Origin of the sequence: Enterobacter sp. DTU_2021_1002640_1_SI_PRY_ASU_LCPMC_013, from assembly GCF_032389435.1 — a bacterium.
Lineage (GTDB): Bacteria > Pseudomonadota > Gammaproteobacteria > Enterobacterales > Enterobacteriaceae > Enterobacter > Enterobacter hormaechei_C.
The window spans coordinates 4,498,869-4,511,894 of sequence record NZ_CP135594.1; the positions used below are offsets into that span (position 1 = coordinate 4,498,869).

Genomic DNA, 13,026 nt, shown 5'->3' on the forward strand with positions numbered 1-13,026 from the left:
GTAGGCCCGGTAAGCGCAGCGCCACCGGGCTTTGTTTTTACAACCGCACCGGATCAATATGCCAGATATTCTCGGCATACTCTTTGATGGTCCTGTCCGACGAGAAGTATCCCATGTTGGCGATGTTATGCATCGCGGCGCTGGTCCACTTCTCCTGCTGACGGTACAGTTCGTCCACCTTATCCTGACAATCCACGTAGCTGCGGTAATCCGCCAGCACCTGATAGTGATCGCCAAAGTTAATCAGCGAGTCCACCAGATCGCGATAGCGTCCGGGCTCCTCAGGGTTAAACACGCCGGTGGCGATTTGCGTCAGCACCTGGCGTAACTCTTCATCCTCTTCATAATACTCACGCGGCGAGTAGCCCTGCTTGCGCAGCGCCTCCACCTCTTCCGCCGTATTCCCGAAAATAAAGATATTCTCCGCGCCCACATGCTCCAGCATTTCGACATTTGCGCCGTCCAGCGTGCCGATAGTCAGCGCGCCGTTCAGGGCAAACTTCATGTTACTGGTGCCGGATGCTTCCGTCCCCGCCGTGGAAATCTGCTCAGAGAGATCCGCCGCCGGAATAATCAGCTGCGCCAGGCTTACGCTGTAGTTCGGGATAAACACGACCTTCAGCTTATCGCCAATGTCCGGATCGTGATTCACCACCTTCGCCACATCGTTGATGAGATGAATGATGTGCTTCGCCATGTAGTACGCGGACGCCGCCTTACCGGCAAAGATTTTCACGCGCGGCACCCACTCCGCCGTCGGGTCAGCCTTAATGCGGTTGTAGTGGGTAATAACGTGCAGGACATTCATCAGCTGACGCTTGTACTCGTGGATACGTTTGATCTGCACGTCGAACAGCGCTTTCGGGTTCGCCACCACGTTCAGATGCATCGCCAGCCAGACCGCCAGACGCTTCTTGTTCAGCAGCTTGGCTTCCCGTACCGCTTTATTCACCGTCGGGAAATCAATGTGCTGCTCCAGCTCGCTCAACTGGCTCAAATCGGTGCGCCAGGTGCGGCCAATGTTCTCATCCAGAACGTCGGAGAGCGGCTGGTTCGCCAGCGCCAGCCAGCGGCGCGGGGTGACGCCGTTGGTCACGTTGCAGAAACGCGTCGGGAAGATCTTCGCGAAGTCCGCAAACAGGGACTGCACCATCAGGTTCGAGTGCAGCTCTGACACGCCGTTCACCTTGTGGCTGATCACCACCGCCAGCCAGGCCATGCGTACGCGACGCCCGTTGGATTCATCAATGATCGAGGCGCGGCTCAGCAGACCGGTATCGTTCGGGTACTGCTCCTGCAAGGTCTTGAGGAAGTAGTCGTTGATCTCGAAGATGATTTGCAGATGGCGCGGCAGAATTTTGCCGAGCATATCCACCGGCCACGTCTCCAGCGCTTCACTCATCAGCGTATGGTTGGTGTACGAGAACACCTGGCAGGTTACTTCAAACGCGTCATCCCAGCTGAACTTATGCTCGTCAATCAGCAGGCGCATCAGCTCAGGGATCGACAGCACCGGATGGGTATCGTTAAGGTGAATGGCGGTTTTTTCCGCCAGATTCGCATAGGTTTTGTGCAGCTGATAGTGACGGCTAAGGATATCCTGAATCGTTGCCGAGACGAGGAAATACTCCTGACGCAGGCGCAGCTCGCGGCCTGAGTAGGTCGAGTCATCCGGATACAGGACGCGTGACACATTCTCGGAGTGGTTTTTATCTTCCACCGCCGCGAAGTAGTCACCCTGGTTGAATTTACCCAGGTTGATCTCGCTACTGGCCTGCGCGTTCCACAGGCGCAGCGTATTGGTCGCATCGGTGTCGTAGCCGGGGATGATCTGGTCATAGGCCACGGCGAGGATCTCCTCGGTTTCCACCCAGCGGGATTTTTTCCCTTCCTGCTGAATACGCCCGCCAAAACGCACCTTGTAGCGCGTGTTGTGGCGCTTGAACTCCCACGGGTTACCGTACTCCAGCCAGTAGTCTGGAGACTCTTTCTGACGACCATCCACGATGTTCTGCTTGAACATACCGTAGTCGTAGCGAATACCGTAGCCGCGCCCCGGCAGCGCCAGCGTCGCCAGTGAATCGAGGAAACAGGCGGCAAGACGCCCGAGACCACCGTTACCCAGCCCCGGGTCGTTCTCTTCGTCAATCAGCTCTTCTAAATCCAGCCCCATCTCTTCCAGTGCGTTTTTGACGTCGTCATAAATCCCGAGCGATAACAGCGCATTGGAGAGGGTGCGACCAATCAGAAACTCCATCGACAGGTAATACACCTGTCGCGTCTCCTGCGAAAGCTGGGCGCGGTTGGAGCGCAGCCAGCGTTCGACCATACGGTCACGCACCGCAAACAGCGTGGCGTTCAGCCACTCATGTTTGTTGGCAATAACGGGATCTTTCCCAATGGTAAACATCAGCTTATAGGCGATGGAGTGTTTCAACGCCTCAACGCTGAGCGTGGGGGAAGAGTAGCTAAATGGAGCATTCATATCAGTAACTTCGCCTCGTTACATCAAGCGTTGATAAAGGTCGCGGTAGGACTGCGCCGCAACGTGCCAGCCAAAGTCCATGGACATCGCCTGACGTTGTACGTAACGCCACAGGGATGGACGGGACCACAAGACGAAAGCACGCCGGATCGCCCGAAGCAGCGACCAGGCATTACTGTCCTCGAAAACAAACCCGCTGGCGATACCGTCCGCCAGGTTTTCCAGGGAGCTGTCAGACACCGTATCCGCCAGCCCGCCCGTGCGGCGTACCAGCGGCAACGTGCCGTATTTCAGACCATAGAGCTGCGTCAGGCCGCAGGGCTCGAAGCGGCTCGGCACCAGAATCACGTCCGCGCCGCCCATGATGCGGTGCGAGAACGCTTCGTGATAGCCAATCTGCACGCCCACCTGCCCCGGATGTTCCGCCGCGGCCGCGAGGAAACCTTCCTGCAATACCGGGTCGCCCGCGCCGAGCAGCGCCAGCTGGCCGCCCTGCTCCAGTAATCCCGGCAGCGCTTCCAGCACCAGATCCAGCCCTTTCTGGCTGGTCAGGCGGCTGACCACCGCAAACAGCGGCACCTTGTCGTTGACCTTCAGCCCCATCGCAATCTGTAGCTGGCGCTTGTTCTCCGCTTTGTCCTCCACGGAGTCGCGACCATAGCGCGCCGCCAGCAGGAGGTCCGTTTCCGGATTCCAGATCTGTTCATCCACGCCGTTCAGAATGCCCGACAGGCGACCTTCACGGTGGCGCTGTTGCAGCAGCCCTTCCATACCGTAACCGAACTCCGGCTGGGTAATTTCCCGCGCGTAGGTTGGGCTGACCGCCGTGATGTGGTCGGCGTAGTACAGACCCGCCTTCAGGAACGAAATCTGTCCGTTAAACTCCAGTCCGTGCATGTTAAAGAACGACCATGGCAGATCGATGTCATTCATATGATGCGCGTAATACATGCCCTGATACGCCAGGTTGTGCACCGTAAACACCGATTTGGCCGGGTGCCCCTTCGCCGCCAGATACGCAGGAGCCAGCCCCGCATGCCAGTCATGCGCGTGCACCACGTTCGGACGCCAGAACGGATCCAGTCCGACGGCCATTTCCGCCCCCACCCAGCCGAGCAGGGCAAAGCGCATCACGTTATCGGTATAGGCGTACAGGTTGGTATCATGATACGGGCTGCCGGGTCGATCGTATAAATGCGGGGCATCAATCAGGTAAATCCCTACGCCATTGTAATGTCCAAACAGCAGGGTGATACGTCCCGCGAAGGTCTCGCGACGGGTAACAACCTTTGCATCGGGAATACCGCGCCGGATATCCGGAAAAGCGGGCAACAACACGCGGGTATCCACCCCTCCGGCGATTTGCGCCGCTGGTAATGCACCAAGAACATCCGCCAGGCCGCCCGTTTTTAACAACGGGAACATCTCAGAACATACGTGTAAAACCTGCATCATCGCTCCTGTTTGATTTGCAGCTTCCGCAACATTTCCCGTGTTACTAACACGATCCCCTCTTCCGAACGGTAGAAACGACGCGCATCTTCTTCCGCGTTTTCCCCAATCACCATCCCTTCGGGAATGATGCAGGCACGATCGATAACGCAGCGACGCAGACGACATGAGCGTCCTACCCAGACATCCGGCAGCAGAACTGCCGAATCGATATTACAGAATGAGTTTATACGCACGCGCGGGAACAGCACGGACTGCACCACCACCGAACCGGAGATAATGCACCCGCCAGAGACCAGCGAGTTGAGCGTCATGCCGTGGCTGCCGGAGCGATCCTGAACGAACTTCGCCGGCGGCAACGATTCCATATGCGTGCGAATCGGCCAGTTCTGGTCGTACATATCCAGCTCAGGCGTGACGGACGCCAGGTCGAGGTTGGCTTTCCAGTAGGCTTCCAGCGTACCGACGTCGCGCCAGTAAGGTTCCGCATTCGGGTCTGACTGCACGCAGGACAGCGGGAAGGGATGTGCATACGCCATGCCAGCTTTGGTGATTTTCGGGATAATGTCTTTACCGAAGTCGTGGCTGGAGTTTTCGTCTTTGTCGTCCTCTTCCAGCAGTTCATAAAGATAATCGGCATCAAAGACATAGATCCCCATGCTGGCGAGCGATTTGGTGTCGTCGCCCGGCATGGTTGGCGGGTTCGCCGGTTTTTCGACAAAGTCGATAATCTTGTCATCGCCATCTACATGCATCACGCCAAACGCGGTTGCTTCCGCAACAGGCACCGGCAGACACGCCACGGTGCAGCGCGCCCCTTTTTCGACGTGATCGATCAGCATGTGGGAGTAATCTTGCTTGTAGATGTGGTCCCCGGCGAGGATAACGATGTATTCCGCGCTGTAGCGACGAATGATGTCGAGGTTCTGGGTCACGGCATCCGCCGTGCCGCGGTACCAGTTCTCCCCATGAACGCGCTGCTGCGCCGGGAGCAGATCGACAAATTCGTTCATCTCTTCGCTGAAGAATGACCAGCCGCGCTGAATGTGCTGCACCAGCGTGTGCGACTGATACTGGGTAATGACGCCAATACGGCGAATGCCTGAGTTCAGGCAGTTGGAAAGTGCAAAATCGATAATACGGAACTTACCACCAAAGTGAACGGCCGGTTTGGCGCGCTTGATGGTCAAATCTTTCAGACGGGTACCACGCCCGCCCGCGAGTATCAGGGCAACTGTTTTTAATGGTAGCTGGCGCGCCAACATTAACGGATCGTTCTTCTCTAATCTAACCATGACTAACTCCTTTTTTATCATCTTTGGAATACGCACACTCCGTGCGCAGGCCCGTGCCAGACAGCCATAACAACCGGATTATCCGCTCCGGCAAAGGGAGGAATGGCTCGCCATTCCCCGTCAGGTAAAACAATCTCTGCGACGTCATCCGTCGCGTTCAGCGTCACCAGCCACGTATCCGAAAGCAGGATTTGCAGACAGGGTATGCCGTGTTGCCACTCTTGCGCGCTTAACGGTTGCGCGTCTTTATTCAGCCAGCGAACGTTTCCGTCGCCCTCTTCCCACCAGCGGTCGGCGGTGAGCGCGGGGATGCGCTGGCGAAGATGGATCAGCGCCGCGGTGAAATGGGTCAGCCCGCTGTTCGCTTCTCCCCAGTCGAGCCAGGTCAGGGTGTTGTCCTGGCAATAGGCGTTGTTGTTGCCGTGCTGGCTGTGGCCGTGCTCATCGCCCGCCAGCAGCATCGGCGTGCCCTGCGACAACAAAAGCGTCGTCAGCAGCGCATGAACGCTGGCGCGTCGCCGCTCGATCACATCCAGACTTCCGCCTAACCCTTCTATACCATGGTTGAAGCTATGGTTATTGTTAGTCCCATCGCGATTCTCCTCGCCGTTTGCCTCATTGTGTTTCTGATTGAAACAAACGCAGTCGCGCAGCGTAAAACCGTCGTGTGCCGTCAGCAGGTTAATGGTGGCCGACGGACGTTTGCCGTCACGCTTGAAGAGATCGCTGGAGCCGGCAAAGCGACCGGCAAACTCCCCCAGCGACAGATCGCGCGTCAGCCAGAAGCGGCGGATGGCATCGCGGAAGTGGTCGTTCCACTCGGCAAACAGCGGCGGGAAATTCCCCACCTGATAACCGCCCTCTCCGATGTCCCAGGGCTCCGCGATCAGCTTAACCTTTGAGAGCACCGGGCAGTTTTTGATGGCCTCAAACAGCGGCGCCTGCTGGCTGAACGCCGGGGTGCGCCCCATCACCGGCGCCAGGTCGAAGCGAAAACCGTCCACGTGGAACGTCTCAACCCAGTATTTCAGGCACTCGTACGCGTAATGCGTAACGGCCGGATGACTGAGGTTGAGGGTGTTACCGCACCCGGTCCAGTTCTCGTAATCGCCGTCGTCCCTGATCCAATAATAGCTACGGTTATCGATTCCGCGCTGTGAGAGCGTCGGGCCGTCAAGATCGCTTTCCGCACTGTGGTTCAGCACCACGTCCAGAATGACCTCGATACCCGCCGCGTGAAGCGCCTTCACCGCATCGCGAAACTCATCCCGTGCCTTCTCCGGCTGCACCGCGTAGCGCGGGTCGAGGGCGAACATCGCCAGCGGGTTGTAGCCCCAGTAGTTGCTTAACCCAAGACGCTGTAGCCGCGGCTCGCTGGCGAAATGCGCCACGGGCAACAGCTCCAGCGCGGTGATCCCTAAGTGCTTCAGGTACGCGACCATCGTCGGATGCCCAAGCGCTTTGTAGGTGCCGCGCATCTCTTTAGGGATTGACGGGTGCAGATACGTCAGCCCTTTGACGTGGGCTTCATAAATAACGGTGTTGCCCCACGGCGTGCGCGGCGGGGCATCGTCTTCCCAGTCGTAGAGATCGTGCACCACCACGCTTTTGGGCGCGACGGGCGCGCTGTCGCGGTGGTCAGGTTCGCCGTAGCCAACGTGGAACAGCGAGTCATCTTTAAACTCACCGTCCACGCGGTGCGCGCACGGGTCAATCAGCAGCTTCGCCGGGTTAAACCAGTGCCCCTGAGAGGGCTCCCAGGGGCCGTGTACGCGAAAACCGTAGTGCATCCCCGGCCGTCCTCCGGCCAGGTAGCCATGCCAGGTATCCCCCGTGCGCGCCGGTAAATCGTAACGGTGCTCGTTACCTTCCCCGTCAAACACACAGAGTTCCACCCGCTCCGCATGGGCGGAAAAGAGCGTGAAGTTCACCCCCTTTCCGTCAAAACTCGCCCCGAGCGGTTCGGGTTTACCTGCCGTAAGCTGCGTCATTCACCCTCCCGCACCAGCCAGATTGTGCCAAGCGGCGGCAGCGTCAGGCTCAGGGAGTTCGGACGGCCGTGGCTTTCAATGGCATCGCTCTGCACCAGACCACCGTTACCGGCGTTGCTGCCGTGGTAGTGCATGGAGTCGGTATTGAGAATTTCGCGCCATTTGCCCGGCTGGTTAATGCCGAAGCGGTAGTGTTCGCGCGGCACCGGCGTGAAGTTGCTGGCGACGATGATCTCGTTACCCGCCTTGTCGCGGCGCACAAAGACAAACACCGAGCGCTCGTGGTCGTCCACCACCAGCCACTCAAAGCCGTACGGATCGAAGTCCAGCTCGTGCAGCGCTTTGTGGTGGCGATAAGTCAGGTTCAGGTCACGGACCAGACGCTGTACGCCGTGGTGCCAGTTGTCCGCACCTTCCAGCAGATGCCAGTCAAGGCTGGTATCGTGGTTCCATTCGCGGCCCTGAGCGAACTCGTTACCCATAAACAGCAGCTTTTTACCCGGAAAAGCAAACAGCCAGCCGTAGTAAGCGCGCAGGTTGGCAAACTTCTGCCACGCCTCCCCCGGCATGCGGTCGAGAATGGATTTCTTGCCGTGCACCACTTCATCGTGCGACAGCGGCAGCATGAAGTTTTCGGTGTAGTTATAGAGCAACCCGAAGGTGAGCTTATCGTGGTGATACTGACGATAAACCGGGTCGAGCTTCATGTAGTCGAGCGTGTCGTGCATCCAGCCGAGGTTCCATTTGTACCAGAAGCCCAGACCACCCATTGCCGGTGGACGGGAAACGCCCGGGAAGTCGGTGGACTCTTCCGCCATGGTCACGGCGCCTTCCACCTGCTCGCCGATAATGCGGTTGGTGTTGCGCAGAAACTCAATCGCTTCGAGGTTTTCACGGCCACCATACTCGTTCGGGATCCACTCCCCCTCTTTGCGGCTGTAGTCGCGGTAGATCATCGACGCCACCGCATCCACGCGCAGGGCATCAATGCCGAAGCGTTCGATCCAGTACAGCGCGTTCCCGACCAGGTAGTTCGATACTTCACGGCGACCGTAGTTGTAGATCAGCGTGTTCCAGTCCTGGTGATAGCCTTCGCGCGGGTCGCTGTGCTCGTACAGCTTTGTGCCGTCGAACTCTGCCAGCGCAAAATCATCCGACGGGAAGTGGCCCGGCACCCAGTCGAGGATCACGTTCAGCCCGGCGGCGTGCGCGGCATCGATGAAATAGCGGAAGTCATCGCGCGTGCCGAAGCGGCGCGTGGGCGCATACAGCCCGGTTGGCTGATAGCCCCAGCTGCCGTCAAATGGGTGTTCGTTGATCGGCAGCAGCTCCAGATGGGTAAAGCCCATCCATTTGGCGTACGGCACCAGCTGGTCCGCCAGCTCGCGATAGCTCAGCCAGAAGTTGTTATCGGTGTGGCGACGCCACGAGCCGAGATGCACTTCATAGACGGAGATTGGCGCATCAAAGCGGTTGGCCTGCTTGCGCTCCTCGCTCTGGACAACCTTCTCCGGCAGGCCGCAAATCAGCGAGGCGGTATTCGGGCGTAGCTCTGCCTCAAAGGCGTACGGGTCGGATTTAATGCGCAGCTTGCCGTTGGCATCGATCATCTCGAATTTGTAGAGCTGACCGTTGTGCGCGCCGGGGATAAACAGCTCCCAGATGCCGGTTTCCCGGCGCAGGCGCATGGGGTGACGACGACCGTCCCAGTAGTTGAACTGCCCGACGACGGAGACGCGCTGGGCGTTTGGCGCCCATACGGCAAAACGCGTGCCGGTGATACCGTCCATGGTATCCGCATGGGCACCCAGCGTTTCGTAGGGGCGTAAATGGGTCCCTTCGGACAGCAGCCAGGCGTCCATCTCTTTTAAGAGCGGGCCGAAGCTATAGGGATCGTCAATCAGGTTTTGCTGACCGTGCCAGATAACGGCAAGCTGATAACGAAAAGGATTTTTACGGCGGGGCATGACGCCCGAGAAGAAGCCACGCGAGTCGAGGCATTCCAGATTACCCACCTTGCGGCCGGTTTTGGGTTCGATAACCCACACTTCTGTTGCATCCGGTAACAGCGCCCGAACTTCCAGTCCGGCCTCTGTACGGTGCATCCCTAGCACAGAAAAGGGGTCGGCAAAGTGACCCGCAATAAGCGCATTAATCACGTCTCTCGAAATACGATCGGACATGGTGTTCATCCTGTTTTTTTATGTCGCCCTTTTTACGCGCTCCGGGACGACTTTTAATGTGACCTAAACGGTGCAGTTAATCCTCTCTGCTCCGCCCTACCCTCAGGTGAGAAATAAATCTTCCTTAAAGCATAGCCAACGTCGTGGGTCCTCCTGATAAAAAATAAGACATCTGCGTTTTACTCCATGTAGTACGCAAAAAAAGGGGGTGACAATCACCCCCCGTGTTTAACAAATTATTACGCCAGCTGGCGCAGCATGCGGCGCAGAGGCTCGGCTGCACCCCACAGTAGCTGATCGCCAACGGTGAACGCGGAGAGGTACTCCGGCCCCATGTTCAGCTTGCGCAGACGGCCAACCGGGGTGGTCAGCGTGCCGGTAACGGCTGCCGGGGTCAGTTCGCGCATGGTGATATCGCGATCGTTTGGCACCACTTTCGCCCACGGGTTGTGTGCGGCCAGCAGCTCTTCCACGGTCGGAATAGACACATCTTTTTTCAGTTTAATGGTAAAGGCCTGGCTGTGGCAGCGCAGCGCGCCGATACGCACGCACAGACCGTCAACCGGAATGGTGTTCGCGGTGCCGAGGATTTTGTTGGTCTCAGCCTGGCCCTTCCACTCTTCGCGGGTCTGGCCGTTATCCAGCTGTTTGTCGATCCACGGGATCAGGCCACCGGCCAGCGGTACGCCAAAGTTATCCACCGGCAGCTCGCCGCTGCGGGTGAGCTGAGTGACTTTACGCTCGATATCGAGAATCGCGGACGCCGGGTCTGCCAGCTCGGCAGCGACGCTCTGGTGCAGCTGGCCCATCTGGGTCAGCAGCTCACGCATATGACGCGCGCCGCCGCCGGAGGCCGCCTGGTAGGTCGCCACGGAGACCCACTCCACCAGATCCTGTGCGAACAGGCCGCCGAGGGACATCAGCATCAGGCTGACGGTGCAGTTACCGCCAACAAAGGTTTTCACGCCGTTGTTCAGGCCGTCGGTGATGACGCCCTGGTTAACCGGGTCAAGAATAATGATCGCATCGTCTTTCATGCGAAGCGAAGAGGCCGCATCAATCCAGTAGCCCTGCCAGCCGCTTTCACGCAGCTTCGGATAGATTTCGTTGGTATAATCGCCGCCCTGGCAGGTCACAATAATGTCGAGTGCCTTCAGCGCTTCCAGATCGTAAGCATCCTGCAACGTGCCTGTGGTACCCCCAAAGGACGGTGCAGCCTGGCCGAGCTGGGAAGTGGAGAAGAAGACCGGGCGGATGGCGTCGAAATCGCGCTCTTCAACCATGCGTTGCATGAGTACAGAGCCGACCATACCGCGCCAGCCGATAAAACCAACGTTTTTCATAGCATTTTTTTCCTGCAAGGGGTGTGTGCTGATTGTGCAAGCCAGTATTGAACTGGGATATGCTTCACATTACAAAATGCTGCCAAAGTCGCAAGCGAAATTAATCGATGATTGCCCGGCAATCAGAAAAAGTGCTAATCATCGCAATGACCACAATAAGTATCAGGGATAATTTAAGATGAGTGAAATCATTTCCGCAGCGGTTTTATTGATCCTGATTATGGATCCGCTCGGTAATCTGCCGATCTTCATGTCGGTGCTGAAGCACACCGAGCCGAAGCGCCGCCGGGCGATCATGATCCGCGAGCTGCTCATCGCCCTGCTGGTGATGTTTATCTTCCTGTTCGCCGGTGAAAAAATCCTCGCTTTCCTGAACTTACGCGCCGAAACGGTCTCCATTTCCGGCGGGATAATTTTGTTCCTGATTGCCATTAAGATGATTTTCCCGAGCGCGGAGGGCAGCAGCAGCGGCCTGCCTGCGGGTGAAGAGCCGTTTATCGTGCCGCTGGCAATTCCGCTGGTCGCCGGGCCAACGATTCTGGCGACGCTGATGCTGCTGTCGCATCAGTATCCGAATCAGATGAGCCATCTGGTGATTGCCCTGCTGATCGCCTGGGGCGGGACATTTATTATCCTGTTGCAGTCGTCGCTGTTCCTGCGCCTGCTGGGTGAGAAAGGGGTAAACGCCCTGGAGCGCCTGATGGGGCTGATTCTGGTGATGATGGCAACGCAGATGTTCCTGGACGGGATCCGGGCGTGGATGAAAGGGTGAAGATGTAAAAAAGCCGGGTGGTGCTTGCGCTTACCCGGCCTACGGGACCTGAGTTTTTTGTAGGTCGGGTAAGGCGAAGCCGCCACCCGACAATATACGCCCTCTGCGGCCTAATGCCCTCACCCCAGCCCTCTCCCACGGGGAGAGGGAGAAAACCGGGATTAGCTCAGCAGCGTAAACGCAATCATCCCGACAACCGCACCCGTCGTGCCGAGGATGGTTTCCATCAGCGTCCAGGTTTTCAGGGTTTGCGCTTCGGTCGCGCCGGTAAATTTACCGAACAGCCAGAAGCCCGCGTCGTTCACGTGAGAAACCACAATCGAGCCACCCGCGATACAGATAGAGAGCGCCGCCATCTGCGCGCCGGAGTAGTTCAGCTGTTCAATCACCGGCATCACCAGACCCACGGCGGTTAAGCACGCTACGGTCGCGGAGCCCTGAATGATACGCACCGCCGCGGCCAGCACGAAACAGGTGACTGCAATCGGCAGCCCCATTCCGGTCAGCGCTTCGCCCAGCGCCGGACCAACGCCGGAATCCACCAGCACCTGCTTGAACACGCCGCCCGCCCCGATCACCAGCAGGATAATCCCCGCCGGTTGCAGCGCGGCACCACAGATCTCCATCACGCGGTCTTTCGGCATGCCCTGACGCATCGCCAGGCCGTAAATTGCTACCAGACACGCCACCAGGATCGCGGTGAACGGATGACCAATAAATTCGAACCATTCGTAAGCGGTTGACCCCACCGGCACAAAGCGCGCAGCGATGGTTTTCAGGCCCACCAGCACCAGCGGGAGCAGGATCAGCGACAGGCTGAAGCCGAAGGACGGCATTTTGCCCTCGCCCAGGTGCGGCTCGGAGATGTCATCCGGAATGTGCAGCTCAACGTAACGGCTGATGAAGTTGCCCCACAGCGGACCGGCGATAATCATCCCCGGAATTGCCGCGCACAGGCCAATCAGGATCATCCAGCCAAAGTCAGCATGCATCTGGGAGGCCAGCAGCATCGGCGCAGGCCCCGGCAGCAGGAACGCCGCCGCAGCCGCCACGCCCGCAAACAGCGGAATGACCAGCTTCACGAGGTTGGTACCAGTATGCCGCGCCATGGAGAACGCCACGCTAATCAGCAGCACCACCGCCACTTCAAAGAACAGCGGCAGCGCGCAAATCAGACCGGCCAGGCCAATCGCGTAGTGCGCACGGCTGTGCCCGAAGGATTTCAGCATCTTGACCGCAATCTGATCGACCGCGCCCGTCTCGTGCAAAATCTTGCCAAACATCGCGCCCAGCGCCACCACAATGGCCAGGAAGCCGAGCGTGCCGCCCATCCCTTTTTCCATCGTCGCCGCGATTTTGTCGAGCGGCATGCCGGAAAAGAGACCGGCACCAATAGAAACCACCATCAAAGCCACGAAGGCGTGCATACGTGCCTTCATCACTAAAAACAGCAGCAGCAATACGGAACCCACTGCTGTCAAAACTAGCGTTAATGTACTCAAAAC

The 13,026-nt window shown here is 58.2% G+C and carries 8 protein-coding genes; 1 reads left to right on the plus strand and 7 read right to left on the minus strand.

The window, feature by feature from the left end; translation table 11 throughout:
• Positions 1-37: 37 nt before the first annotated feature.
• The 6 genes from glgP to asd all read right to left on the minus strand — a co-directional run bounded on the left by glgP (position 38) and on the right by asd (position 10,749).
• Positions 38-2,485, minus strand: coding sequence for a glycogen phosphorylase (gene glgP / locus RS584_RS21585; protein ID WP_032103634.1), 2,448 nt, complete (start codon positions 2,483-2,485; stop codon positions 38-40).
• 18 nt (positions 2,486-2,503) lie between these two features.
• Positions 2,504-3,937 carry a glycogen synthase GlgA gene (gene glgA, locus RS584_RS21590; protein ID WP_017384140.1) on the minus strand — a complete coding sequence of 478 codons (1,434 nt, stop codon included), beginning with the start codon at positions 3,935-3,937 and terminating at the stop codon, positions 2,504-2,506.
• Entirely contained in the window at positions 3,937-5,232 is a 1,296-nt protein-coding gene (gene glgC / locus RS584_RS21595) for a glucose-1-phosphate adenylyltransferase (RefSeq protein ID WP_017384139.1), read from the minus strand. The genes glgA and glgC overlap by 1 nt, the downstream gene beginning before the upstream one ends.
• A 17-nt stretch (positions 5,233-5,249) precedes the next feature.
• Positions 5,250-7,223: a glycogen debranching protein GlgX gene (gene glgX, locus RS584_RS21600; RefSeq protein ID WP_284963487.1), complete on the minus strand. Its 1,974-nt coding sequence runs from the start codon at positions 7,221-7,223 to the stop codon at positions 5,250-5,252.
• Positions 7,220-9,406 carry a 1,4-alpha-glucan branching enzyme gene (gene glgB, locus RS584_RS21605; RefSeq protein ID WP_315748608.1) on the minus strand — a complete coding sequence of 729 codons (2,187 nt, stop codon included), beginning with the start codon at positions 9,404-9,406 and terminating at the stop codon, positions 7,220-7,222. The genes glgX and glgB overlap by 4 nt, the downstream gene beginning before the upstream one ends.
• 239 nt (positions 9,407-9,645) lie before the next feature.
• Positions 9,646-10,749 carry an aspartate-semialdehyde dehydrogenase gene (asd, locus tag RS584_RS21610; RefSeq protein ID WP_003861575.1) on the minus strand — a complete coding sequence of 368 codons (1,104 nt, stop codon included), beginning with the start codon at positions 10,747-10,749 and terminating at the stop codon, positions 9,646-9,648.
• Between the two features lie 178 nt (positions 10,750-10,927).
• Here asd and yhgN point away from each other — a divergent pair, with 178 nt between their 5' ends.
• A complete protein-coding gene (gene yhgN, locus RS584_RS21615; protein ID WP_003861574.1) occupies positions 10,928-11,521 on the plus strand; it encodes an NAAT family transporter YhgN in 594 nt (197 codons plus the stop codon).
• Between the two features lie 161 nt (positions 11,522-11,682).
• On the opposite strand, the gene gntU is transcribed toward yhgN, so the two are convergent.
• A complete protein-coding gene (gntU, locus tag RS584_RS21620) occupies positions 11,683-13,023 on the minus strand; it encodes a gluconate transporter (protein WP_017693851.1) in 1,341 nt (446 codons plus the stop codon).
• Between the last annotated feature and the right edge of the window lie 3 nt (positions 13,024-13,026).